20 protein-coding genes are annotated in these 24,388 nt (G+C 73.5%); 8 read left to right on the plus strand and 12 right to left on the minus strand.

Going from position 1 to position 24,388, the window contains the following annotated elements:
* Positions 1-71: 71 nt before the first annotated feature.
* From SM573_RS05500 to mfd, 3 genes are all read right to left on the minus strand, one after another.
* A complete protein-coding gene (locus SM573_RS05500; RefSeq protein WP_474611743.1) occupies positions 72-1,073 on the minus strand; it encodes a nucleoside triphosphate pyrophosphohydrolase in 1,002 nt (333 codons plus the stop codon).
* Positions 1,074-1,075: 2 nt separating this feature from the next.
* Positions 1,076-1,882, minus strand: coding sequence for a hypothetical protein (locus tag SM573_RS05505; RefSeq protein WP_474611742.1), 807 nt, complete (start codon positions 1,880-1,882; stop codon positions 1,076-1,078).
* 120 nt (positions 1,883-2,002) lie between these two features.
* Positions 2,003-5,656 (minus strand): transcription-repair coupling factor, encoded by a 3,654-nt coding sequence (gene mfd, locus SM573_RS05510; RefSeq protein ID WP_474615610.1) that lies wholly within the window; start codon positions 5,654-5,656, stop codon positions 2,003-2,005.
* A gap of 279 nt (positions 5,657-5,935) precedes the next feature.
* Here mfd and SM573_RS05515 point away from each other — a divergent pair, with 279 nt between their 5' ends.
* Positions 5,936-6,850, plus strand: coding sequence for a cyclase family protein (locus SM573_RS05515; RefSeq protein ID WP_474615611.1), 915 nt, complete (start codon positions 5,936-5,938; stop codon positions 6,848-6,850).
* 63 nt (positions 6,851-6,913) lie between these two features.
* Here SM573_RS05515 and SM573_RS05520 read toward each other — a convergent pair whose 3' ends face one another.
* Positions 6,914-7,954 carry a S66 family peptidase gene (locus SM573_RS05520; RefSeq protein ID WP_474611739.1) on the minus strand — a complete coding sequence of 347 codons (1,041 nt, stop codon included), beginning with the start codon at positions 7,952-7,954 and terminating at the stop codon, positions 6,914-6,916.
* Positions 7,955-8,038: 84 nt separating this feature from the next.
* On the opposite strand from SM573_RS05520, the gene SM573_RS05525 reads away from it, so the two are divergent.
* Positions 8,039-9,070, plus strand: coding sequence for a YhgE/Pip domain-containing protein (locus SM573_RS05525; RefSeq protein WP_474611738.1), 1,032 nt, complete (start codon positions 8,039-8,041; stop codon positions 9,068-9,070).
* A 130-nt stretch (positions 9,071-9,200) separates the two neighbouring features.
* Positions 9,201-11,987 carry a phosphoenolpyruvate carboxylase gene (gene ppc, locus SM573_RS05530; protein ID WP_474611737.1) on the plus strand — a complete coding sequence of 929 codons (2,787 nt, stop codon included), beginning with the start codon at positions 9,201-9,203 and terminating at the stop codon, positions 11,985-11,987.
* Positions 11,988-12,165: 178 nt separating this feature from the next.
* On the opposite strand, the gene SM573_RS05535 is transcribed toward ppc, so the two are convergent.
* Positions 12,166-12,960, minus strand: a complete 795-nt coding sequence (locus tag SM573_RS05535) for a hypothetical protein (RefSeq protein WP_474615612.1) — start codon at positions 12,958-12,960, stop codon at positions 12,166-12,168.
* 54 nt (positions 12,961-13,014) lie between these two features.
* Here SM573_RS05535 and SM573_RS05540 point away from each other — a divergent pair, with 54 nt between their 5' ends.
* Entirely contained in the window at positions 13,015-14,178 is a 1,164-nt protein-coding gene (locus tag SM573_RS05540) for a DNA recombination protein RmuC (protein ID WP_474611735.1), read from the plus strand.
* Positions 14,179-14,197: 19 nt separating this feature from the next.
* Here the strand turns inward: SM573_RS05540 and SM573_RS05545 are convergent, their stop codons facing one another.
* Positions 14,198-14,632, minus strand: coding sequence for a hypothetical protein (locus SM573_RS05545; protein WP_474611734.1), 435 nt, complete (start codon positions 14,630-14,632; stop codon positions 14,198-14,200).
* Positions 14,633-14,674: 42 nt separating this feature from the next.
* Entirely contained in the window at positions 14,675-15,664 is a 990-nt protein-coding gene (locus tag SM573_RS05550; protein WP_474611733.1) for a 4-hydroxy-3-methylbut-2-enyl diphosphate reductase, read from the minus strand.
* Positions 15,665-15,787: 123 nt separating this feature from the next.
* On the opposite strand from SM573_RS05550, the gene xseA reads away from it, so the two are divergent.
* Both xseA and SM573_RS05560 read left to right on the plus strand, forming a co-directional pair.
* Positions 15,788-17,008: an exodeoxyribonuclease VII large subunit gene (xseA, locus tag SM573_RS05555; RefSeq protein ID WP_474611732.1), complete on the plus strand. Its 1,221-nt coding sequence runs from the start codon at positions 15,788-15,790 to the stop codon at positions 17,006-17,008.
* A gap of 79 nt (positions 17,009-17,087) precedes the next feature.
* Complete coding sequence (locus SM573_RS05560) at positions 17,088-17,309, plus strand: exodeoxyribonuclease VII small subunit (protein ID WP_474611731.1); 222 nt, start codon at positions 17,088-17,090, stop codon at positions 17,307-17,309.
* A gap of 57 nt (positions 17,310-17,366) precedes the next feature.
* Here SM573_RS05560 and SM573_RS05565 read toward each other — a convergent pair whose 3' ends face one another.
* On the minus strand, positions 17,367-18,230 hold the full coding sequence (locus SM573_RS05565; RefSeq protein ID WP_474611730.1) for a hypothetical protein: 864 nt from the start codon (positions 18,228-18,230) through the stop codon (positions 17,367-17,369).
* A 219-nt stretch (positions 18,231-18,449) separates the two neighbouring features.
* On the minus strand, positions 18,450-19,274 hold the full coding sequence (locus SM573_RS05570) for a DUF4245 family protein (RefSeq protein ID WP_474615613.1): 825 nt from the start codon (positions 19,272-19,274) through the stop codon (positions 18,450-18,452).
* A gap of 158 nt (positions 19,275-19,432) precedes the next feature.
* Between SM573_RS05570 and glpX the strand changes: the two genes are divergently transcribed.
* Positions 19,433-20,464 carry a class II fructose-bisphosphatase gene (gene glpX, locus SM573_RS05575; protein ID WP_474611728.1) on the plus strand — a complete coding sequence of 344 codons (1,032 nt, stop codon included), beginning with the start codon at positions 19,433-19,435 and terminating at the stop codon, positions 20,462-20,464.
* Positions 20,465-20,490: 26 nt separating this feature from the next.
* Positions 20,491-21,429 (plus strand): DMT family transporter, encoded by a 939-nt coding sequence (locus tag SM573_RS05580; RefSeq protein WP_474612055.1) that lies wholly within the window; start codon positions 20,491-20,493, stop codon positions 21,427-21,429.
* Between the two features lie 235 nt (positions 21,430-21,664).
* On the opposite strand, the gene SM573_RS05585 is transcribed toward SM573_RS05580, so the two are convergent.
* The 3 genes from SM573_RS05585 to SM573_RS05595 all read right to left on the minus strand — a co-directional run bounded on the left by SM573_RS05585 (position 21,665) and on the right by SM573_RS05595 (position 24,164).
* Positions 21,665-22,633 carry an NAD(P)/FAD-dependent oxidoreductase gene (locus SM573_RS05585; protein ID WP_474611727.1) on the minus strand — a complete coding sequence of 323 codons (969 nt, stop codon included), beginning with the start codon at positions 22,631-22,633 and terminating at the stop codon, positions 21,665-21,667.
* A gap of 97 nt (positions 22,634-22,730) precedes the next feature.
* Positions 22,731-23,375 (minus strand): rhomboid family intramembrane serine protease, encoded by a 645-nt coding sequence (locus SM573_RS05590; RefSeq protein ID WP_474611726.1) that lies wholly within the window; start codon positions 23,373-23,375, stop codon positions 22,731-22,733.
* A 111-nt stretch (positions 23,376-23,486) separates the two neighbouring features.
* Positions 23,487-24,164, minus strand: coding sequence for an aggregation-promoting factor C-terminal-like domain-containing protein (locus SM573_RS05595; protein ID WP_474611725.1), 678 nt, complete (start codon positions 24,162-24,164; stop codon positions 23,487-23,489).
* Between the last annotated feature and the right edge of the window lie 224 nt (positions 24,165-24,388).

Below are 24,388 nucleotides of genomic sequence, written 5' to 3' on the forward strand. Positions count from 1 at the left end.
CCCCCACCTCGTCCGCCGTGATCAAGAAGTTCGCGTCACCAGCGGCGGAGATCCCGACGCGAACCTCTTGGTCAACTCGCCTGGCCGGGGGCGGGTCCGGGGGCGCGGGGTTCGGCGGCGCGGACGGCGTCGGCGTAGGCCAGGGCGGCCCGGCGGAGGGCGGCCTCGGCGTCCAGCCCCGCCTCGCGGCCCGCGGCGACCGTGGCCAGGAGGCCCGCGCCGAGGCGTGCCTCCGGATCGACCTGCCCCTCGGCCAGCGGCGGCGGCACCGCCAGCCCGATCCGGCCGGCACGCTCCAGGATCTGCGCGGCCAGGGCGAGCGCCGGCTGGCTGGGCGAAACACCGTCCAGCACCGAGCCGCGGGGCTTCTCGATGCGCTTGATCCGCTCCCAGTTGGCCGTGATCTCGTCCAGGGTGCCCGCCTCGGCGCCCGCGAAGACGTGCGGGTTGCGGCGGATCATCTTGTCGACCAGCCCGCCGGCGACGTCGTCCACATTCCACCGCTCGCCCTCGGGCAGCTCCTCGGCGAGCCGTGCGTGCAGCAGCACCTGGAGCAGCACGTCGCCCAGCTCCTCGCGGAGGGCGTCGGTGTCCGCGGCGTTGATGGCGTCGTACGCCTCGTAGCACTCCTCCAGCAGGAACCGGGCCAGGCTCTGGTGCGTCTGCGCCCGCTTCCACGGGTCGCCGCCGGGCGAGGCCAACCGGTCCATCACCGCCACCGCGTCGAGCAGCCGGGCACCCGGCGGGTCCCACGAGCCGTACATCAGCTCCAGCTCGGCCAGGCCCGGCTCCCGGGCCAGCCGCAGCCCCAACTCGCGGGCCAGGGACTCGTCACCGGTCGGCCCGGCCAGCCAGACCACGGTGCCGTGCGCGTCGACCGCGTCGAGCAACGCCTGCGTCGCCGGCCCGTCCACCACGCTGACCGTGCCACCCGCGTTGCGGATCGCGACGGTCAACTCGCTCTCCGCACCGGCCAGCACCGGCGCGGAACGGACGACGTCCCAGGCGGCGGCGGTCAGCAGCCCGGCCGGCAGCCGGGGTGAGGTGACCAGCAGGACGATCCGAGCGGTCATGCTCAACCGTCGGTGCCGGCGGCCTCAGCCGGCTCGGACGCCGTCGGCGGCTCCGGAGTGGAGATGTCGGTGACCGGGGTCTCCTGGCTGAGGTAGGGCAGGTCGTAGAAGCGGACACCCGCACCCGGCAACTGGAGGAGCGCCGGAATCTCCAGTGCGGAGTAACGCGGGTTGACCACGACGTCCTCCCGGCCCACCTCCTCCTGGAACTCCCGGCTGAGCGCCACCACCGCCGCCACCTGCCCGGCGATCTCCGGCTGCCCGAACTGCATGCGCTGGTCGTCGACCGACCATCCGGGCGGTGCGACACCGGCCTCCACCATCCGGTCGTAGACCGTGGCCCGCGCCTCGTCGGTCAGCTCCGTGAGGGGCAGGGAGCCCTGGAGTGCCAGGTAGTGGTCGTACCAGTCGGCGGCCAGCGCCGCGTACTCGGTGTCGGGAACGGAGAGCTCCTGGCCGAGCTGCTGGGCATCGACCTGCCTCGGCACCTGGATCCGCTTCTCCGCGGCGATCCGCTTGGCCAGGTCCAGCCCGACGAGCAGGTTCAGGACGTCCTGCCGCTCGACGTCCCACCGCGGCTGTTCCGGGCTGGTCGAGGCGGACGGGCCGTTCTCCTGCCGGGCCGCCCCGCGGACGGACTCGACGTACGTCGCCCGGGCCTCCTCGTGGATCGCGTCGACCCGGTCCACCCGGTAGGCGGTGTCGCCGACGTACGCGGCGACGTCCGGAGCGGACCTGCCACAGGCGGTGAGGGAGACAAGACCGAGGGCTGCGACGCCGGCGGCGGCGATCAGACGACGAGCACGCATGTGCGTCACTCTCTCATGCCGGGCCGGCACCTGTGACGCCCCCCACCACACCACGCGCCGCGCGTCCCCGCCGCCCGCCGCCGCGTCCCGGGTACGCGGGGCGCGGCGGCGCGGGAGTGGTCAGCTCGCCGCCACCAGGGCGGGCTCGCCCAGCACGTCCTTCAGGAGCTGGGCGCACCACTCCAGCAGCGCCTGGTCGCGCAGCGGCTCGCCACCGACCCGCCGCGTGCTCGGCCGGGGAACGCTGACCTGGTCGGTGGCCTGCTTGTAGACCGCGTCCGGGTGGTAGCGCTTGAGCCGCATCTGCTTCGAGTCCGGCAGCGGCAGCGGGCCGAACCGCACGTGCTTGCCCTGCATCGAGACGTCGGTGAGGCCGTAGCGGCGGGCCAGCAGCCGGAACCGGGCCACCGCCACCAGGTTCTGCACCGGCGCGGGCGGCTCGCCGTAGCGGTCGGTCATCTCGGCGACCACCTCGCGCAGCCGCTCCTCGTCCCGCGCCTCAGCGAGCTTGCGGTACATCTCCAGCCGCAGCCGCTCCACCCCGACGTAGTCGTGCGGCAGGTGCGCGTCGACCGGAAGGTCGATCTTGACGTCGGTCTCCTCCTCGGGGCGCTCGCCCTTGAACGCCTGCACCGCCTCGCCGACCATCCGCACGTACAGGTCGAAGCCGACGCCCTCGATGTGCCCGGACTGTTCGCCGCCGAGCAGGTTGCCGGCGCCACGGATCTCGAGGTCCTTCATGGCCACGTACATGCCGGCGCCCAGCTCGGTGTGCTGGGCGATGGTGGCCAGCCGCTCGTGCGCGTGCTCGGTGAGCGGCTTGTCCGGCGGGTAGAGGAAGTACGCGTACGCCCGCTCCCGGCCCCGGCCCACCCGGCCGCGGATCTGGTGCAGCTGGGCGAGGCCGAGCAGGTCGGCGCGCTCCACGATCAGGGTGTTGGCGTTCGGGATGTCGATGCCGGACTCCACGATGGTCGTGCAGACCAGCACGTCGAACTCCTTCTCCCAGAAGCCGACCATGACCTTCTCGAGCGCCTCCTCGCTCATCTGCCCGTGCGCCACCGCCACGCGCGCCTCGGGCACCAGCTCACGGATGCGCCGCGCCGCCCGCTCGATCGACTCGACCCGGTTGTGCAGGTAGAAGACCTGCCCGTCGCGGAGCAGCTCCCGGTGGATGGCGGCGGCCACCTGCCGGTCGTCGTACGCCCCGACGGCGGTGAGCACCGGGTGCCGCTCCTCCGGCGGCGTGGCGATCGTGGACATCTCGCGGATACCCGTGATCGCCATCTCCAGCGTGCGCGGGATCGGGGTGGCCGACATGCTGAGCACGTCGACCGAGGCCCGCATCGTCTTCAGGTGCTCCTTGTGCTCGACGCCGAACCGCTGCTCCTCGTCGACGATCACGAGCCCGAGCTGCTTGAACCGGGTCGCCGACTGGAGCAGGCGGTGCGTGCCGATGACGATGTCGACCGTGCCGTCGGCCGCCATGGCCAGCGTCTGCTCCGCCTCCTTGGGCGTCTGGAACCGGGACAGTTGCCGGATCGTCACCGGGAACTGGCTCATCCGCTCGGCGAACGTGTTGTAGTGCTGCTGCACCAGCAGCGTCGTGGGCACCAGCACGGCGACCTGCTTGCCGTCCTGCACCGCCTTGAACGCCGCCCGAACCGCGATCTCGGTCTTGCCGTAGCCGACGTCGCCGCAGATCAGCCGGTCCATCGGGACCGACTGCTCCATGTCCCGCTTGACCTCCTCGATCGCGGCGAGCTGGTCGGGCGTCTCCTGCCACGGGAACGCGTCCTCCAGCTCCCGCTGCCACGGGGTGTCCGGGCCGAACGAGTGCCCCTTGGACGCCTTGCGGGCGGCGTAGAGCTGGATCAGCTGGGCGGCGATCTCGCGGACCGCCTTGCGGGCCCGGGCCTTGGACTTCTGCCAGTCCGAGCCGCCCATCTTGTGCAGGGTGGGCTGCTCACCGCCGACGTACCGGCTGAGCTGGTCGAGCTGGTCGGTGGGGACGAAGAGCCGGTCACCGGGTTGGCCGCGCTTGCTGGGCGCGTACTCGATGACCAGGTACTCCCGGCTGGCGCCGTTGACCGTGCGCTGCACCAGCTCGATGTAGCGGCCGATGCCGTGCTGCTCGTGCACCACGTAGTCGCCGGCCTTCAGCTCCAGCGGGTCGATGGTGTTGCGCCGCCGGCTCGGCATCTTGCGCATGTCGCGGGTCGACGTGCCCCGCCCGCCCGTGAGGTCGTTGCCGGTGAGCAGGACCAGGCGGGACGCCTCGTCGACGAACCCCGCGCTCAGCGACCCGCAGGTGACCAGCAGCTCCCCGGCGGCCGGCGCGCTCGACACGTGCTCGATGAGCCGGGCGCCCAGCCCGCCGTCGCGGAGCACCTCGACCGCCCGCTGGGCAGGCCCGTGCCCCTCGAAGACCAGCGCGACGGACCAGCCCTCGCCGGCCCACCGCTTCAGGTCGTCGACCACCCGGGACGTCTCACCGTGGTAGAGCGGCGCCGGCTGCGCGGCGAGCGTCACGGCGATCGCGTCGTCAGGCGTGACGCTGACCTCGGCCGGCTCGTCCTCCCACGGCTGCCTCGCCGGGGCCGCCTCCGCCTCGGCCAGCCCGAACGGGGACAGCGTCCACCACGGCTGCCCCAGCTTGCCAGCGGCCGCGCGTACCTCCGCGAGGCCGCGGAAGGCGGCGGCGCCGAGGTCGACCGGGGCCTGGCCGCCGACGGCCGCCGCGGCCCAGCTGGCCTGGAGGAACTCCTCGGAGGTACGCACCAGGTCGTGTGCCCGGGTGCGGATCCGCTCCGGATCGCAGAGCAGGACGTGGGTGCCGGCCGGCATCACGTCCAGCAGCAGCTCCAGGCTCTCGTTGCCCAGCAGCGCCGGAACCAGCGACTCCATCCCCTCGACCGGGATGCCCTCGGCGAGCTTGTCCAGGATCTCGGCGAGCTCCGGGTGCCGCTCGGCCAGCGCCGCGGCCCGCTCACGCACGTCCGGCGTCAGCAGCAGCTCCCGGCAGGGCGGCGCCCACAGCCGCTCGACCTGCTCGATGGTGCGCTGGTCGGCGACGGCGAAGGTGCGGATCTCCTCCACCTCGTCGCCCCAGAACTCGACCCGGGACGGGTGCTCGTCGGTGGGCGGGAAGACGTCGAGGATGCCACCGCGCACCGCGAACTCGCCACGCTTGGTGACCAGGTCGACCCGCGCGTACGCCATGTCGGTGAGCCGGCGGGCGACCTCCTCCAGGTCGGCCTCGGCGCCCGGGGACAGCTGCACCGGCTCCAGGTCGCCGAGGCCCTTGAGCTGCGGTTGCAGCAGCGAACGCACCGGCGCGACCACGACCCGCAGTGGGCCGGTGCGCCCGTGCGCGTCGGCGGCCTCCGGGTGCGCGAGCCGGCGCAGCACGGCGAGCCGCCTTCCGACCGTGTCGGACCGGGGCGAGAGCCGCTCGTGCGGCAGCGTCTCCCAGGACGGGTAGACCGCCACCTGCTCGGGCGGGAGCAGGCTGCCCAGCGCGGCGGCGAGATCCTCGGCCTCCCGGGTGGTCGCCGTGACCGCGAGCACCGGCCGCCCCGCACCACCGGTCGGCTTGCCGTCCGGGCCGGCGTCGCCGGGGTCGGCCGCGACGGCGGCGACCGCGAACGGACGCAGCGCGGTCGGGGCGGTGATGTCGAGCCCGTCGACCCGCGCGGCACCGGAGCGCGCCAGGTCACGCGCCCGGGCCAGCCCGGGGTCGGCCAGGGCGGCGGAGAACAGTCCGGTGAGCATCTGCGATCACTTCCAGGGGAGTCGACGCGCGGGGTGCACTCGCGGCACACGACAGATCCCCCGCGCCCGGACGGACGGGGGGTGCACGAATCCAGCCTATCTCCGCCGACCGACACCAGTCCCCGACCCGCCCCCGCCCACCACCTGCGAGTCCGGGCACCCTGCCCTCCGAGGCCGCAGGTTCACGGAAGTAGTGGCGTTGGAGCTACCGCGACCCCACCAGTTCCCTGAAGTTGCGTGGATCTTGACCTGGCCGGGCGGGCGTGGTCCTGTTTCGGGATGAGCGAGCAGTGGCGGGCACAGTTCGACGCGGAGGTGAGCTTCGCCAACGGCGGCGGGCTGCGTACGGAGGGGTTCCGGCTCGACATCCCCGGCCGGGAGATCAGCGACGCGGACCTGGGCGCGCTGCTGGTGCGGCATCTCGGCCTGCTGATGGTGGCCGAGGTGCGGGTGAGCAACAAGACGGTCGTCCGGGAGCCGCACAAGGGCGGTCGCGCTGTCGACGCCACCGAGCCGGGGCCGGGACGGCGACTGGTCGAGCTCAGCCACGTGATCAGTGACGGCATGGTCACCCTGCCCGGCTGGCCGTCGCCGCGGATCGACGACTGGCTGACCTTCGCGGCGTCCCGGGCGAACTACGCGCCCGGCACCGAGTTCCGGGTCGCCCGGATCGACATGATCGCCAACACCGGCACGTACGTGGACACCCCGGCCCACCGGTTCGCCGACGGCGTGGACCTCGCCGGGATGCCGCTGGACCGCCTCGCCGACCTGCCCGGGCTCGTGGTCCGGCTGCCGGCCGGCACGCGGGCGGTGGATCGGCTGATGCTCGCCCCGTACGACGTGGCCGGGAAGGCGGTCCTGCTGCACACGGGCTGGGACGCGTACTTCGGCACCGAGCGGTACGGGTCGCCGGACGCGCCGTACCTCTCCGGCGAGGCGGCGGGGGCCCTGGCCGAGGCGGGCGCCGCGCTGGTCGGCATCGACTCGATCAACATCGACGACATGAGCCGAGCCGCGGGCGGGGAGCGCCCCGCGCACACCGCTCTGCTGGCCGCCGGAATCCCGATCGTGGAGCACCTGACCGGCCTCGACGCGCTGCCGCCGGAGGGTTTCCGCTTCACCGCCGCCCCGCCCCGGGTCGCCGGCATGGGCACCTTCCCCGCCCGCGCGTTCGCGGTCGTCGACGCCTGAGGACGGCGGCCGGCCGGCCGCACCGGCCCGGAAGGCCCACCCGGCACCCCGGACCAGCCGGGGTCAGTAACGCACCGCGATCCGGCGCTCGACGGCGTCCACCCGGATCTCCCCGCCGTAGGGGATGATCACCTGCGGGTCGGTGTGGCCGAGGTCGACGTCGAAGACCGCCACGACGTCCGGGTGGTACGCCGACAGTGCCCTCGTGACGGCCTCCCGCTGCGCGGCGGCCCAGTCCAGCCGCTGTTCCAGGGTGTGCGGCTTCTCGAAGTCCCACGCCTTGGGGCGGCCGACCACGATCGCCGGGAAGGCCGCCAGCAGCCCCCGCTCCCCCATGTTGCGCACGATCCGGAAGACCTCGGTGGCGGACGGCAGCTCCTCGGAGGTCTCGAGGATCAGCACGGATCCGGCCAGTTCCGCCGCCGACGGGATCCGGTCGGCGGCCATCAGCCAGTGCAGGATCTCCAGGTTGCCGCCCCAGGTCCTCCCCTGCACCACGCGCGCCGGGCCCTGCCAGCGCCACCCCTCGCCGGGGAACATCACCGGTTCCTCGCGCAGCGTCGCCGGGTCACGCCAGTCGCGCGGCTCGTCGCCCCACTCCTTCGCCGCCGTCAGCTCGTACCAGTCGGACGTGAAGAGCGCGGCGCGCAGCGAGTCGAAGGTCAGCGGGTGCGGCGCGCCGGGGCGGCCGAGGTGCACCAGGACAGATCCGCCGTGGTAGGCGACCATGCCGAGCCGGTAGAGGTGGTTGAGGATGTTGGTGTTGTCCGAGTACCCGAAGTACGGCTTCGGGTTGGCGCGGATCACCTCGTCGTCGAGGTGCGGGGTGACCGTGATCAGGTCGTCGCCGCCGACGGTGGCGAGCACCGCGGTGATCGTCGGGTCGGCGAAGGCCGCCGTGAGGTCGCGGGCCCGGTCGCGTGGGTCCGCGCCCATGGTCCGCGTGGTCGGGTATTCGACGGGCTCCAGGCCGAACTCCTCGCGCAGCCGGCGCAGGCCCAGCTCGTACACGTGGGGGAAGACAGCCGGCAGCCCCGCGGACGGTGAGACGACCGCGACCCGGTCGCCCGGCCTCGGTTTCGGGGGGTATCGCAACGGTTCCATGATCGAACGCTAGCGGGCGCGACCACCGGTTTTCCGCCAAGACGAAACGCCACAGAAGCGACCGGATCCCCATACGCTGACGGCGTGGCGGAGTCGGCGGAGAGGTGGACGCGGGACTGGCTGCCACGCACGGCCGGCCTGCTCCTCGGCACCCTCGTGCTCGCGACCGCGTTCATCGCCGCGTACGTCGGCGCCCTGCACGACCCCACGCCCCGGGACCTGCCCGTCGGCTTCGTGCTGAGCGACCAGCGCGCGACGCAGACCCTGTTGGCCGTACGAAACCAGACGAACATCGTCAAACCGGTGGAGTACGACAACCCGGGTGACGCCGACGACGGCCTGCGGGACCGCCAGGTGTACGCGGTCCTCCGCTCCGATCCGCAGGGCCTGCTGCTCACCGTGGCCAGTGCGTCCGGGCCGTCCGCCACGGGTGCGGTCACCGAGGTGTTCCGCGCCGCCGCCGGACGCGCCGGCACCCCGCTGACCGTGACCGACGAAGTGCCGGTCGCCTCGACCGACCCGCGAGGGGTGGTGCCGTTCTACCTCAACGTCGGGTTCGTGCTCGGCGGCTACCTCGCCTCGACGGTGCTCGGGATCGGCGTCGGCACGACCCCGCGCTCGCTGCGCCGCGCCGGCCTGCGGATCGCTGCGCTCGCCGTCTACAGCCTGCTGCTCGGCGTCGCCGGTGCGCTGCTCGTCGGGCCGGGCCTGGGGATCTGGCACCACGACGTGCCAGCGATCATCGCGACCGGCACGCTGACCGTCTTCGCGGCGGCGATGATCGCCACGGCCATCCAGGGCTGGCTGGGGATCCTCGGCACGGCGCTGGTCATCCTGCTCCTGGTGGTGCTCGGCAATCCCGGCTCCGGCGGCATCTTCGCCCCCGAGTTCCTGCCCGATCCGCTGCGCGGCATGCACCGGTGGAACGCGCCCGGGCTGGCCAACGACCTGACCAAGTCGGTGGTCTACTTCGACTGGCGGTCGGCCGGCTGGCCGGCCGCCGGCCTGGCGCTCTGGGCGGTCGCGGGCGCCGTCGGGCTGCTCACCGCCACCCTGTTCCGCGCCCGCCGCCGAACCGCCGCCGCCACCGCACAGGCATTCCGACCCGACGGCTGAGGCGAACGCAAGCACCCCTCCTATGAGAAAGGCGATAACACGGGTCCCCTCCTTCCATCCCCGTCCTCGCGGATACGATTCGAGATAGTCGGACAGCGCTGTCCTTCGTACGCCACGTAAGGAGCGCCCCGTGACCGACCAGCACGACCACGACGGCCCCGACGCCGCCCTGCGAGCCGACATCCGCCGCCTCGGCACCCTGCTCGGCCAGACGCTGGCCCGCCAGGAGGGCCGCCCACTGCTCGACCTCGTCGAGGAGATCCGCGCGCTGGTCCGCTCCGACGCCCCGACCGCCGCCCAGCGGCTGGCCACCCTCGACGTCACCACCGGCACCAAGCTGGCCCGCGCCTTCTCCACCTACTTCCACCTGGCCAACATCACCGAACAGGTGCACCGGGCCCGCGACCTGCGCCGACGCCGCGCGACGCACGGCGGCTGGCTGGACCAGGCCGCCAAGATGATCGCCGAGCGCGGGGTACCGGCGGAGGAGATCGCCGCGGTGGCCCGGCGCCTCGCCGTACGCCCGGTCTTCACCGCGCACCCCACCGAGGCGGCCCGCCGGTCGATCCTGTCCAAGCTGCGCGCGATCGCCGACGAGCTGGACGCCGAGACCGCCAACGCGATCCTCTACGGCGCGAGCGACGAGGGGCCGACGAACCGGCGCCTGGCCGAGCTGCTGGATCTCATGTGGCAGACCGACGAGCTGCGCCTGGACCGGCCGGACCCGACCGACGAGGCCCGCAACGCCATCTACTACCTGCGCGACCTGTACGCCGACGCCGCCCCGCAGGTGCTCGACGACCTCGCCGACACGCTGCGCGCCCTCGGCGTGGAGACCTCGCCGACCGCCCGCCCGCTGACGTTCGGCACCTGGATCGGCGGGGACCGGGACGGCAACCCGTTCGTCACTCCGACGGTGACCCGTGAGGTGCTGCGGATCCAGCACGAGCACGGCATCCAGGCCACCGAGTCGGCCATGGAGCACCTGATCAACGAGGTCTCCGTCTCCCGTCGGCTGCGCGGCGTGTCCCTCGACCTCTCCGCCAGCCTCGCCGCCGACCTCGACGCGCTGCCGGAGGTCGCACCCCGGTTCCGCCGCGTGAACGCCGAGGAGCCCTACCGCCTCAAGGCCCGCTGCGTGAAGGCCAAGCTGGCCAACACGCGGGAGCGGCTGCGTCAGGGCACCCCGCACGTGCCCGGCCGCGACTACCGCGGCTCGGCCGAGCTGATCGCCGACCTGGAGCTGCTGCGCGCCTCGCTGGCCCGCAACTCCGGTCAGCTGACCGCGGTCGGCCGGCTCGCCTCCACCATCCGCACGGTCTCCGCGTTCGGCCTGCACCTGGCCACGATGGACGTCCGGGAGCACGCCGAGGCGCACCACGCGGTGCTGGCCCAGCTCTACGCCGCCGTCGGCGAGGTCTCCGACTATCCGTCGCTGACCCGGCTGGAGCGCACCAAGCTCCTCGCCGACGAGCTGACCGGTCGCCGTCCCCTCTCCACCCTGGACACCCCGCTCACCGAGGCCGCCCGCAAGACGTTCGACGTCTTCGGCACCATCCGCGAGGCGCAGGACCGGTTCGGCAGCGAGGTCATCGAGTCGTACATCATCTCCATGACCCTCGGCGTGGACGACGTGCTCGCCGCCGTGGTGCTCGCCCGCGAGGCCGGCCTGGTGGACGTGCACAGCGGCCGCGCCCGCATCGGGTTCGTGCCGCTGCTGGAGACCCCGGCCGAGCTCAACGCCGGCGGCGAGCTGCTCGACGAACTGCTCTCGTTGCCGGCGTACCGGGCGCTGGTCGCCGCGCGCGGCGACGTGCAGGAGGTCATGCTGGGCTACTCCGACTCCAACAAGGAGGCGGGGATCACCACCAGCCAGTGGTCGATCCACCGGGCGCAGCGCGCGCTGCGCGACGTGGCCGCCCGGCACGGGGTGCACCTGCGCCTCTTCCACGGCCGCGGCGGCACGGTCGGGCGCGGCGGCGGGCCGACGCACGAGGCGATCCTGGCCCAGCCGTACGGCACCCTCGACGGCGCGATCAAGGTGACCGAGCAGGGCGAGGTGATCTCCGACAAGTACACCCTGCCGTCGCTGGCCCGGGAGAACCTGGAGCTCACCCTGGCGGCGGTACTGCAGGCCACCCTGCTGCACACCGCGCCCCGGCAGCCCGCCGAGCTGCTCGAACGCTGGGACGCCACGATGGACGTGGTCTCCGAGTCGGCGTACCGGTCGTACCGCTCCCTCGTGGAGGACCCGGACCTGCCGGCCTACTTCTGGGCATCCACCCCGACGGAGCTGCTCGGCGCGCTCAACATCGGTTCCCGTCCCGCGAAGCGGCCGAACACCGGCGCCGGCCTGTCCGGGCTGCGGGCCATCCCCTGGGTGTTCGGCTGGACGCAGACCCGGCAGATCGTCCCGGGCTGGTTCGGCGTCGGCTCCGGGTTGGCCGCCGCGCGGGAGGCCGGGCTGGCCGACGTGCTGGCCGAGATGCACCGCAACTGGCACTTCTTCCGGACGTTCCTGTCGAACGTCGAGATGATGCTGACGAAGACCGACCTGACCATCGCCCGTCGGTACGTCGAGACGCTGGTGCCGGAGCAGCTCCACCCGATCTTCCACAAGATCGAGCAGGAGTACGAGCTGACGAGGCGCGAGGTGCTGGCCGTGACGGCCTCGCCCGCACTGCTCGACAACTCCCCGGTCCTCCAGCGCACCCTGGCGGTGCGCGACACCTACCTCCAGCCGCTGCACCACCTCCAGGTGGCGCTGCTGCGCCAGTACCGGGACTCCGGCGCCGCCGGCCGGGCGGTCGCCACCGCGCCGGGTGGCCGCCGGCCGCCGAGCGACGGTACGGCGCTGGAGCGGGCGCTGCTGACCACGGTCAACGGCATCGCGGCCGGCATGCGCAACACCGGCTGACCCTCCGCACCGGGGCCCCGGCCCGGGCTCCTCGTCGACGCCGGATGCCTCGGGGTCGTGCTCGACGGCATCCGGCTCGCGGCCGGTGCCGTCCCCGCGGCGGTCGCGCCCCGCACGGGCCACGGACCCGGCGAGGCACCCGAGCAGCGAACCACCGCGCGCCGCTCACCCCAGCGGGTCAGAAGTCGCCGCCACCGCCGAAGTCGCCGCCGCCGAAGTCGCCGCCGCCGAAGCCGCCGTAGTCGCCGCCCCCGAAGTCACCGGCCTGCGCCTGGTCGCCACCGACGTCGCCCTGGTCGCCGTAGTCGGCGCCGTCGCCGAAGCCCTCCTGGTAGCCGGCCTCGTAGCCGTAACCGGGGTCGGCGAACGCGGGCGAGAAGAGCGCGTCGGCGATCAGCAGGCCGCCGAGCACCCCGGCGCCGGCGCCGAGCGCCGTCTTCCACCAGGGCGTCGAGTACCAACCGGCGGGCACGGGCCGGCCCTGGAAACGCCCACCCGGGTAGTAGTAGGGGGTGTCCCGCCCCGGCTGAGGCCCGGCCTTGAACGTCTGCCCCTGCACCTCGACCTGGCGCTCCCGGGTGAGCTGCCCGGCGCCCGCCGCGGCGGCCAGCGGGGGCAGGTCGGGGCCGGGGTCGATGCCCAGCGCGACGCGGGCGGCCCGCACGTAGGCCAGGCCCTCCAGCGCGGTCTCCCGGGCCAGCCGGTACTGCTGCACCGTGCGGGCCTGTTCGAGCTGGCTGCCGGCCGCGTTGTAGCGCTCCCCGGCGTCGACGAGCGCCTGCCGCACCGCCGGGGTGTCCCCGTGCAGGTTCATCACCTGGCCGCCGAGGCGCTCGTACCAGCGCTGGGCGTCGGCCCGCGCGTCGGCCAGCTCGCGGGCCTGGCGGGCGACGGCCTCGCGCCGCCACCAGACGGCCGCGCCGATCACCAGCACCACCAGCACCGCCAGCAGGACCACCAGCAGAAGTTCCATGACCACGACGGTACCCACGACGGCAAGGTCGTACCCGTTTGGCAAGCTTCGGTGATGGACTTCCCGACGCTGGCCGTGGTGGTGGTCTGTCTCGGCGCCGGCGGCGCGGTGGGGTGGCTCGCCGCCCGGGCCCGCTCCGCGACCGAGATCGCCCGGCTGGACGCCACCCTGCGGGCCACCCGCGACGGCGAGGGGCGGCTGGAGCAGTCCCTGCGGGCGCTGAGCTACGAGGCGACCGCCCAGTCGCAGGAGGCGGTGGCCCGGGCCGTCGCCCCGCTGCACGAGACCCTGCGCCGTTACGAGCAGCGGGTGGCCGAGCTGGAGCGCGATCGGGTCGACGCCTACGCCGAGCTGCGCGAGCAGGTGCGCTCGATGAGCGTCGTCTCCGGTGAGCTGCGCACCGAGACCAAGCAACTCGTGGCGGCGCTGCGTGCCCCCCAGGTGCGGGGCCGCTGGGGCGAGCACCAGCTGCGCCGCATCGTCGAGGCGGCCGGCATGCTCGAGCACTGCGACTTCGCCGAGCAGGTGACGGCGGCCACCGACCACCAGGGGGTCCGCCCCGACCTGGTCGTCCGGCTGCACGGCGGTCGGTCGGTGGTGGTCGACGCGAAGGCGCCCTTCGACGCCTACCTGACCGCGATGGAGGCGCGCGACGAACGCGGCCGGGACAGCCACCTCGACGCGCACGCCCGGCACCTGCGCGCCCACGTCGACGCACTGGCGGCGAAGACCTACTGGGCCGCCTTCGACAGCACCCCGGAGTTCGTGGTGCTGTTCGTGCCGGCCGACCCGTTCCTCGACGTGGCCCTCCAGCGCGACCCGACGCTGCTGGAGCACGCCTTCGCCCGCAACGTGGTGCTGGCCACCCCGGCCACGCTCGTCGCGCTGCTGCGCACGGTGGCCTACTCCTGGCGGCAGGAGGCGCTGGCCCGCAACGCGGCCGCCGTGCACTCGCTGGCCCGGGAGCTGCACGGCCGGCTGGCCACGCTCGGCGAGCACGTCGGCAAGCTCGGCTCGGCGTTGGGCAGCGCGGTGACGGCGTACAACCGGGCGGTCGGCTCGCTGGAGGCGCGGGTGCTGGTCAGCGCCCGCAAGCTCGCGGAGCTGGGCGTCTCCGACCAGGAGCTGGCCGCCCCGGCGCAGGTCGAGCTGGCACCCCGGCAGCCGCAGGCGCCCGAACTGCTCGACCCGGCCGACGGGGACCTTCCGGCCCGCTGACCCCGCGCGGCGGGCGGGGTCAGCCGCGTCGGGCGCCCTCCACGACGAACGGCGTGCCCTGCTGGCAGGTGGTCATCATGCCGGGCTCCACGCGGCCGGTGACGACCACCGTCGCGCCCACGGCGAGCACGTCCCGCGGGCCGCCGATGAGCAGGTAGTCGTCGAGCAGCAGGCAGTTGGGCTCGACGCCGGCGACGACCGTGCCCGTCAGCTCGGTGGCGCCCACCGGCGGCGGCAGGGTGGGGCCACCCGGGCTCTTCGTCGGGACGGCCGGCGGGGACGCGGTCGGTGGGGTCGGCGTGGCCGGGTCGGTAGACGGGCTGGGCTGCTCGGTCACCGGGGAGACTCCCGTCGACGTGGGCATGGTGGTCGGAGTGCCGTCGTCCGCGTTACCGCAGGCGCTGAGCGCGGCGGCGGCGACCAGGGCGACGGCGGCGAGCCGAAGGGTCCTCATACCGGTATCGGACGTCTCGGGGCGGCCGGAAGTTCCGCCCGGTCAGCCACGCGCCGCCGCGGCGGCCCGCATGTCACGCTTCAGCTCCTGCGGCAGCGAGAAGGTGAGCCGCTCGTTGGCCGTGGTGACCTCGTCGACGTCGGTGAAGCCGCGCTCGGCGAGGTGTGCGAGCACCTGCTCCACCAGGTCCTCCGGCACGCTCGCCCCGGAGGTCACACCGACCGTGCGGGCGCCGGTCAACCAGGCGTCGTCGATCTCGTGCGCGAAGTCGACCAGGTGGCCGGCGCGGGCGCCGGCGTCGAGCGCCACCTCGACCAACCGCACCGAGTTGGAGGAGTTGCGCGAGCCGACGACGATCACCACGTCGCACTCCGGCGCGATCTGCTTGACCACGTGCTGCCGGTTGGAGGTGGCGTAGCAGATGTCGTCGCTGGGCGGCGACTGGAGCAGGGGCAGCCGCTTCTTGAGCCGGGCGACCGTCTCCAGCGTCTCGTCGACGGAGAGGGTGGTCTGGGAGAGCCAGACGACCTTGTTCGGGTCGCGGACGGTGATCGTGTCGGCGGCGTCGGGGCCGTCGACGAGCTGGATGTGCTCCGGGGCTTCGCCGGAGGTGCCGATGACCTCCTCGTGCCCCTCGTGACCGATCAGCAGGATGTCGTAGTCCTCGGCGGCGAAGCGCTTCGCCTCCTGGTGGACCTTGGTGACCAGTGGGCAGGTCGCGTCGATCGCCTTCAGCGAGCGCGCCTTCGCCTGCTCGTACACCTCGGGGGCGACGCCGTGCGCGGAGAAGATGACGGTGGCGCCCTCCGGCACCTCCTCGTTCTCCTCCACGAAGATCGCCCCCTCGGCCTCCAGCGTCCGCACGACGTGCTTGTTGTGCACGATCTGCTTACGCACGTAGATCGGGGCGCCGTAGAGCTTGAGCGCCTCCTGCACGGTCTGCACCGCGCGGTCGACTCCCGCGCAGTAGCCGCGGGGCTTGGCCAGGAGCACGCGCTTGCCGGTCTGGGGGGTCGCCTGAGCCTCGGTCACCCGCCCATCGTACGTGCCGGCGGGGAACCCGACATCGGCTGCGACCGTCACCACGAGATCGACACCGCCGTTCCCGTGCATGATCGACACGGACCGGTCGGGGGCGGGCCGTAGGGTGGGCTCGTGAGCACGGGTGAGGTGGAGCGGAGCACGTCCGAGGAGCCGTGGCCGGTCCGGGTGGTCAGCCAGAAGATCGGGGCCTGGATCGCCCGGCTCGGCTGGGTGTGGGTCGACGGTCAGGTGGCGCAGATCAGCCGCCGCCCCGGGGCGAGCACCGTCTTCCTCACCCTGCGGGACCCGTCGGCCGACCTGAGTCTGACGGTCACCACCAACCGGGACGTGCTCGACATCGGCGCGCCGGAGCTGCGCGAGGGCGCACGGGTCGTGCTGCACGCGAAGCCCGAGTTCTATCCGGCCCGGGGCACCCTGAGCCTGCGGGCCGACGAGATCCGCCAGGTGGGCCTCGGCGAGCTGCTGGCCCGGCTGGAGAAGCTCAAGAAGCTGCTCGCCGCCGAGGGCCTCTTCGACCGGGCCCGCAAACGTCGCCCGCCGTTCCTGCCCAACCGGGTCGGCCTGATCACCGGGCGGGCCTCCGCGGCCGAGCGGGACGTGCTGACAAACGCCCGCCGGCGCTGGCCGGCCGTCGAGTTCCGCACGGTCAACGTGGCCGTGCAGGGGCCGAGCGCGGTGCCGCAGATCGTCGACGCGCTCAAGGTGCTGGACGCCGACCCGGCCATCGACGTGATCATCATCGCCCGGGGTGGCGGCAGCATCGAGGACCTGCTCCCGTTCTCCGACGAGGCGCTCTGCCGGGCGGTCTTCGCGTGCCGCACCCCGGTCGTCAGCGCCATCGGCCACGAGACGGACGCCCCGCTGCTCGACTACGTCGCCGACCTGCGCGCGTCGACGCCCACCGACGCGGCGAAGCGCGTGGTGCCCGATCTGGCGGAGGAGGTGCGCCTCATCGGTCAGGCCCGGCACCGCCTGGAACGGGCCGTACGCAACCTGGTCGACCGCGAGGCGCACCGGCTCGACGCGCTGCGCTCCCGCCCGGTGCTGGCCCGACCGCAGCTGATGGTCGACCAGCGGGCCACCGAGCTGGGAATGCTGCGCCAGCGGGCCGGGCGCTGCCTGCAGCACCGACTGACGGCCGGCGAGGACGAGCTGCGCCACACCCTCGCGCGGCTGCGTGCGCTCTCCCCGGCGGCCACGCTGGAGCGGGGTTACGCGATCGTCCAGCGCGCCGACGGGCACGTGGTCCGGGCGGCGGCCGAGGTGGGCAAGGGCGACCCGCTGCGCGTACGCCTCGCCGACGGCGAGCTGGCCGCGACGGTGGACGGGTGACGGTCTCGCCCGGGCCGTGGGTCGCGTGCGACGTGGCGCCGCTCGCCGGACGGGGTGGCCGTGTGCTGGGATGGAGCCGATGACTGAGGAGACGAAGGCCGGGCCGGACGAGCGGCTGAGCTACGAGCAGGCGCGCGCCGAACTGGCGTCGGTGGTGGAGCGGTTGGAGGCCGGCGGCACCTCGCTGGAGGAGTCGCTGGCACTGTGGGAGCGGGGCGAGGCCCTGGCGGTGATCTGCCAGCGCTGGCTGGACGGCGCCCGCGCCCGCCTGGACGCCGCCCGCGAGAACCAACCCACCTGACCCAAGCCCGCGCGCCCGGCCCGCCGCTGGGTCGGGCGGGCGAGCGAGCAGGGCGGGTCAGTTGAACAGGTTGTAGAGCTCCGGCGGGGCCTCCACGACCTGGTCGGCCGGCGGCTTCTGGGCCGCGGTGGCGGCGCCGTAGTCGGAGTAGGTGATCTTCACGTCCTGCGCCTTGTGCTGACCGGCGGCCGGGATCTGGATCACCAGCTCGCCGAGTCGACCCTGCGGATCGAGCTTCGCGGTGAACGGCACCGACCGGGCCTGCGCCCCGAGCGCGCTGATCATGCTGGCGTCGAGCGAGCCGGCCTCGGCCGCCCTGGACACGTCGATGGTGCCCGCGTACGCGCCCTCGCCGGTCTGCCGGACCTCGGTGATGCCCTGGGTCAGCACCTCGCTGCCGGCCGGGTCGAGCCGGTCGAAGTCGAAGCCCAGGTTGCGATCGCCCTTGATCCGGGTCTGGTCGAGGTGCTGGTACTTGCCGAGGTTGAGCCGCTCGTGGCCGGGAATGCTGCTCGCCGCCCGGCCCCCCAGGTCCACCTTCACCCAGCTGTCGGGCCTGGAGTGGATCACGTCGAGGGTCATCGACAGGTCCGACGAGGCGTCACCGAGCGACACCCGCATCTGGGCGCTCTGGCTCGGCTCGTGCACCTGCCCCTCCGCGTTGCTGCCGCCGCCGCTGATCGTGAAGCGGAAGTTGCCGTCACGGATCGCGCTGGTGGAGGCCAGCAACGCCTGCTTCGCGTCGCCCGCGCCGGCGGAGGCCGTGCCGGTCACCGGCGCGGCGGTGCCGGTGGCGGAGGCGGACGCCGAACCGGACGCGCTCGGCGAGGCCGACGGGGTGCCGGTGGCGTTGCAGGCGGCGAGACCCGGGGTGAACAGGGCGGCGGCCACCAGACCGGCGCCCAGCCTTCGAACAGTCATCAGTGTCTCCCGAGAGTCACCGGGCGCGGGCTCGCGCGCCGGGAACGGGCGACGCAGCGGTCCTCGGCTGCGTCGCGCGAGCCCAGGTTCCGGCGGTCCGCCGGCCCGCTCGGCTCACACCACTCCTGTTCCCTGCCCCGGGGTCACACAATCACCCGGCTGTCCGGTTTCCGCGCGACGCCCGCCGGCGCGAGACCGGACCACCCGACCGGCACGACGTCAGCGCAACGACACGGCGAGGCGGCGCAGCTCGTTCTCCCGGGCGTCGCCCACCACGATCACCGTCCGGCCGGGCTCCAGCAGCACCAGCGCCTGCTCGTTCTCCCGCGCGTCGTAGCGCTGCCAGGTGCGTCCGCCCAGTTCGATCTGCCCCTGCGGCTGCGCCCGGTCGCTCAGCTCGCTCGGGAGCAACCGCTCGGCGGGGACGTTGCTCTGCAGCAGTTGGGCGCCCCGCCCCTCCGGGGTGACGTAGCCGAGCCGCAGCGTCGAGCCGCCCTCCACCGTCTGGTAGCGGGCGTTGACCGTACGCCAGTCGTCGCCGAGGTCGGCGGGCTGGCTCACGGTGAAGGCGTTCGCCGCCCGGGCCTGGTCGATCGCGGCAGTGGCGTCGACCTGGGTCGGCTGGTCACCACCGAGGAAGCCCCGGTAGAAGGCCAGCAGCAGGGCGATCGGGATCAGCAGCACCAGCAGCGAGATCGCCATGTCCTTCGGCGAACGGCCGTCGGAGCGGCGCGCGTCGGTGACGGCCGGAGGGGCCGGCGCGTCCACCGTGACGTCCTCGGCAGTCCCGGCCCCGACGGTCGCCGGCTCCCGCCGCGCTCCCGCCGGCTCGACGAGCGCCGGCTCCCCTACCGCCTCCGCCGCCGGGCGGTCGGCCGCGCCGGCGAGGGTCGGGGCGTCCGGTGCGGGAACGACACCGCGGGCCTCGGCGTCCGGCGCGCCCACGGCACCGGTGCGGGCCACGCCGGGGTCGGCTCCGGCAGCCGGGTCGTCGGTCGGATTCCGGTCGGCGGGTACGCGGTCGGCAGGGTGTGCGGGTTCCACCTCTCCATTCTCGCAGCCGCCCCGACCGGCGGTATCCGGGCCATCGCCGCCCCGCTCCGGCGCTCCGTCCGCCATCGTGTGAGGATCAGCGACAGAGCCGGCGGCGACGGACATCCGTGACGCCGGTCCGCCCCGCAACGTCGCGAGGAGGAGCCGTCATGACGAACACCAGGACCCGGATCCCGCAGAATCTGGACCGCAACCTCGCCCTGGACCTGGTTCGGGTCACCGAGGCGGCCGCGATGGCCGCCGGCCGGTGGGTCGGCCGTGGCGACAAGGAGGGCGGCGACGGGGCCGCCGTCGACGCCATGCGCAAGCTGATCAACTCGATCCCGATGCGGGGCGTCGTGGTGATCGGCGAGGGCGAGAAGGACAACGCCCCGATGCTCTTCAACGGCGAGGAGGTCGGCGACGGCACCGGTCCGGAGGTGGACGTCGCGGTCGACCCGATCGACGGCACCACGCTGATGAGCAAGGGGATGCCGAACGCCCTCGCGGTGCTGGCGGTGGCCGAGCGGGGTGCCATGTTCGACCCGAGCGCCGTCTTCTACATGGAGAAGCTCGCCGTCGGCCCGCTCTACGCCGACGTGGTGGACATCAACGCGGGTGTGGCCGAGAACCTGCGGCGCATCGCCCGCGTCAAGGGCACCGACGTCTCCGAGGTGACGGTCTGCGTCCTCGACCGGCCGCGCCACAAGGACCTGGTCGACCAGATCCGGCGGGCGGGGGCGGGCATCCGCTTCATCTCCGACGGCGACATCGCGGGCGCCATCGCGGCCGCCCGGGGCGAGTCGGACGTCGACGTGCTGATGGGCATCGGCGGCACGCCGGAGGGGATCACCGCGGCCTGCGCGCTGAAGTGCATGGGCGGGGTGATGCAGGCCAAGCTCTGGCCCAAGGACGACGAGGAGCGGGAGAAGGCGCTGGCCGCCGGGCACGACCTCGACCGCGTGCTGTTCACCGACGACCTGGTGACCGGGGACAACTGCTTCTTCGTGGCCACCGGCGTCACCTCCGGCGACCTGCTGCGCGGGGTGCGCTACCGGGCCGGTGGGGCGTACACGCAGTCGATCGTGATGCGCTCGAAGAGCGGCACCATCCGGGTGATCGACTCGTACCACCGGCTGGAGAAGCTCGCGCTCTACTCGGCCGTCGACTTCGACGGCCGACCGCTGGCCGAGCAGGAGTGAGCACCGCGACGACCGAACGGTCCCTCCTGCCCGCGACCCAGCGGATCGTGGGCGTGGGACTCGCGACCCTCTCCGGCCTCGCCGTGGCCGTGCAGTCGCGGATCAACGGCGAGTTGGGCGTACGCCTCGACGACGGCTTCGCCGCCGCGGTGATCTCCTTCGGCCTCGGGCTGATCGTGCTGCTGGTGCTGGTCCCCGCCGCCCCGACCGGGCGGCGCGGGCTGGTCGCCCTGCGGGAGGCGCTCAGTGCCGGCACGCTGCGGCCCTGGCAGTGCCTGGGCGGCGTGTGCGGCGCGTTCCTGGTGGCGACCCAGGGCCTGACCATCGGCACGCTGGGGGTGGCCGTCTTCACCGTGGCGGTGGTGGCCGGTCAGTCCGGCAGCAGCCTGGCGGTCGACGGTCTGGGCCTCGGCCCGACCGGCCGGCAGCCGGTCACCGGTCAACGCCTGGTCGGCGCGGCGCTCACCGTGGTCGCGGTGCTCCTGGCGGTCAGCGACCGGCTCGGGCAGCCGGACGCCCTGGTCCTGGCCGTGCTTCCGCTGCTCGCGGGCGTGGCCATCGCCTGGCAGCAGGCGGTCAACGGGCGGGTACGGGTGGCCTCGGGGAGCGCGCTGACCGCCACGCTGGTGAACTTCGCCGTCGGCACGGTGGCCCTGCTCGTCGCGTTCGCCGTCGACATCGCGGTGCGGGGCTGGCCCGCGGGGAGCCTGCCCGCCGAGCCCTGGCTCTACCTGGGCGGCCCCATCGGCATCGTCTTCATCGCCCTCGCCGCGGCGATCGTCCGCTTCACCGGCGTGCTGCTGCTCGGCCTGGCCACCATCGCGGGCCAGGTCGTCGGCGCCGTCCTGCTCGACCTGGCGCTGCCGACGGCGGCCTCACACCCCGGTCTCACCACCCTCGCCGGCGCCGCCCTGACGCTGGTCGCCGTGCTGGTCGCCGCCCTGGCACCGCCCGCGCCCCGCTGAGCACGCGCACGCCTCACCGGCGAGCCGTACCCGGACGGGGCCGGAGCGACGCGGGCCGGAACGGCGGTCAGGGCCCACGGCGCGGTCGACACGGAGGGGTACGTCGCCACGCCGCCACACGAGCAGCAGGGGTGCGAGCGCGAAGAACGCGGCGACGGCGAGCCCGGTGGAACGAGCACCACCAACGCGGCCAGCAGCAGCACGACCCGCGCTGTGGATCCGTACCGGTGGGGGCTCAACCGCCGTCGGAGGAGTGGCCCGGGAAGAGGTGCGCGTTCGGGTCGATGGCCACCGCCGCGTTGTTCACCGCCGTGGCGGCCTCCCCGAACCCGGTGGCGATCAGCCGGACCTTGCCGGGGTACTCGGTGATGTCGCCGGCCGCGAAGACCCGGGGCAGGTTGGTGGCCATCCTGCTGTCCACGAGGACGTGCCTGCGGTCCAGCCGCAGCCCCCAGTCGGCGAGCGGGCCCAGGTCGGCGGTGAACCCGAGCGCGGCGACCACGGCGTCGACCGGCAGGGTCTCGGCCGCACCGCCCCGGACGGTGATCTCGGCGCCGCTGACCGCGCCGTCTCCGTACAGCCGGGTGACCTCGGCGTTGACGACCACCCTGATCGGCAGCGCCAGCACCCGGGCGACGGTCGCGGCGTGCGCCCGGAACCGCTCCCGCCGGTGGACCAGGGTCACCGAGCGGGCCAGGGGATGCAGCGTGAGCGCCCAGTCGAAGGCGGAGTCGCCTCCCCCGACGATCAGCACGTCCTTCTCGGCCAGCTCCGCCGGCTGCGGTACGAAGTAGACGATCCCCTTGCCGGCGAAGTGTTCGGCGACGGGCAGCGGGCGCGGCGTGAAGCTGCCCAGCCCACCGGTCACGATCACCGCGCCGCAGCGGAGCTGCCCTCCCCCGGCGAGCCCCAGCACCGGCCGCCCGTCGTCGTAGGAGAGCCGCTCGGCGCGCGTGCCCAACAGGTAGCACGGGTCGAACGGCGCGGCCTGGGCGACCAGGTTGGCCACCAGCTCGCGCCCCTTGATCGACGGGAACCCGGCGACGTCGAGGATCAGCTTCTCCGGGTACATGGCGGTGACCTGGCCGCCCGGCTCGGGCAGCGCGTCGATCAGTGCCACCGACAGCCCCCGGAAGCCCGCGTAGTACGCGGCGAAGAGGCCGGCAGGGCCGGCTCCGATGACGGCGACATCGACCTCGCGCATGGCGTACCGTCGCTTCCCGCTCGGCGATCAACGCGTGCTGATGCCGACGGTAGGGCGACGTGGCGGCCCGGGGCAAGCACGTCCCGGACGGCGCGCCTCAGGGCAGGGAGAGCGTGGACTCGGAGCGGTAGGGGTCGTGGCGGCGGCGGCGGAACAGGATGGCCGCGATCACCCCGCCGAGCAGCCCGAACAGGTGCCCCTGCCAGGAGATCCGCTCGTCGGTGGGCAGGACGCCCACCAGCTGCCAGCCGTAGAGGAGCCCGACCAGCAGGAAGACGGCGAAGTTCCACCAGCTGCGTTCGAAGATGCCCCGGGTGAGCAGGATGCCGAGATAGCCGAAGATCACACCGCTGGCGCCGACGACCACCGAGTTCGGCGAGCCGGTGAACCAGACGCCGAGGCCGCTCACCAGGATGATCAACAGCGTCGACCAGAGGAAGCGGCGCGCGCCAGCCGCGAGCACGAACGTACCGAGCAGGATCAGGGGGATGCTGTTGCTGTAGAGGTGGTCGAACCCGTGGTGCAGGAAGGGCGAGAAGAAGACCCCGTCGAGCCCGTCGATGCGCTTCGGAATGATGCCCGCCGTGGCGTCCAGGCCGAACGCGAGACCCTGGTCGGCGACCTCGATGAGGAAGAGGAACGGCACCACCGCGCACATCGCGACGAACGCCCGGCCGATGGAGGCGTAGAACGCCTCGGTGCCGAACCGGTGCGGGTCGCCGTTGCCGGGGAGCAGGGTCACCCTCCAACTGCTATCAGTAAATGCGGCCGGCCGCCACTCGCGTCCCGCCCGGGCGGGCCGGTACGAGCGACGGTGGGGCGGTGGTCGACCCACCCCCCACCGTCGACCGCGTCAGTAGTGGCCGTTGCTCTGGAAGTAGCCCCAGGCTCCGCAGGGCGTGTCGTACCTACCCTTGATGTAGCCCAGCCCCCACTTGATCTGGGTGGCCGGGTTGGTCTGCCAGTCGTCCGCGACGGAACCCATCTTGCTGCCCGGGTAGGCCTGCGGGATGCCGTAGGCGCCCGACGAGGAGTTGCGGGCCTTGTGGTTCCAGCCGCTCTCCTTCGTCCAGAGCTTCTCCAGGCAGGGGAACTCCTTGATGGGGAAGCCCGCATTGATCATCTCCGCGCAACCGATCTTCCGGTTGCCGCTGTACTCCTCGCACGAGGCCGGGATCGGTCCGTCGTACGGCTTCGGGGCGGCGTTCTCGGCCTCGCGCTGCCGCTTGCGGGACGCCGCCGCCTCCTCGGCCCGGCGGGCCCGCTCGGCGGCCTCCTTGGCCGCCTCGGCGGCCCGGAGCTTGGCCTGGTACTCGGCGGCACGCTGCCGGGCCGACTGCACCTGGTGGACGGCCTGACGCTCGCGCTGGTACTCGTACTCCGCCTGGTCGACCTCCGCGCCGACCTGCGCGGTCAGGCCCTGTTGCTGGGTCTGTCGGTCTTCGCCCAGATAGAAGCCGCCGGCGACGCCCACGGAGAGCAACGCGACGGCGGCCGTACGGGCACCCAACCGGCTCCACAGCCGACTCACGAAGTGGTCCCTTCGTCGGGGGCAAGGACACGGCGCGGTGCCGGGCCGTCGAGGGCCGGTCCCGCGCCGTGAGCGCCCCGACCGTCGCCGGCCGCAGCCGACGTACCGGTGTCGTGGCGGGTGTGACGAATGATCCCTGACGATCTTTCCGGTGCGTGGGCGCTCGTGGGACACCATCGCGCACGGTGAGGCCGATGGGAAACCAAGAGACGGATTTGTGACTT

The sequence above is a fragment of the Micromonospora xinjiangensis genome (assembly GCF_056150165.1).

Excerpts from the sequence above, each read along its gene's own strand:
- SM573_RS05500 (WP_474611743.1), bottom strand. The coding sequence starts at position 1,073 with ATGACCGCTCGGATCGTCCTGCTGGTCACCTCACCCCGGCTGCCGGCC.
- SM573_RS05505 (WP_474611742.1), bottom strand. The coding sequence starts at position 1,882 with ATGCGTGCTCGTCGTCTGATCGCCGCCGCCGGCGTCGCAGCCCTCGGT.
- mfd (WP_474615610.1), bottom strand. The coding sequence starts at position 5,656 with ATGCTCACCGGACTGTTCTCCGCCGCCCTGGCCGACCCCGGGCTGGCC.
- SM573_RS05515 (WP_474615611.1), top strand. The coding sequence starts at position 5,936 with ATGAGCGAGCAGTGGCGGGCACAGTTCGACGCGGAGGTGAGCTTCGCC.
- SM573_RS05520 (WP_474611739.1), bottom strand. The coding sequence starts at position 7,954 with ATGGAACCGTTGCGATACCCCCCGAAACCGAGGCCGGGCGACCGGGTC.
- SM573_RS05535 (WP_474615612.1), bottom strand. The coding sequence starts at position 12,960 with ATGGAACTTCTGCTGGTGGTCCTGCTGGCGGTGCTGGTGGTGCTGGTG.
- SM573_RS05540 (WP_474611735.1), top strand. The coding sequence starts at position 13,015 with ATGGACTTCCCGACGCTGGCCGTGGTGGTGGTCTGTCTCGGCGCCGGC.
- SM573_RS05545 (WP_474611734.1), bottom strand. The coding sequence starts at position 14,632 with ATGAGGACCCTTCGGCTCGCCGCCGTCGCCCTGGTCGCCGCCGCCGCG.
- SM573_RS05560 (WP_474611731.1), top strand. The coding sequence starts at position 17,088 with ATGACTGAGGAGACGAAGGCCGGGCCGGACGAGCGGCTGAGCTACGAG.
- SM573_RS05565 (WP_474611730.1), bottom strand. The coding sequence starts at position 18,230 with ATGACTGTTCGAAGGCTGGGCGCCGGTCTGGTGGCCGCCGCCCTGTTC.
- glpX (WP_474611728.1), top strand. The coding sequence starts at position 19,433 with ATGACGAACACCAGGACCCGGATCCCGCAGAATCTGGACCGCAACCTC.
- SM573_RS05585 (WP_474611727.1), bottom strand. The coding sequence starts at position 22,633 with ATGCGCGAGGTCGATGTCGCCGTCATCGGAGCCGGCCCTGCCGGCCTC.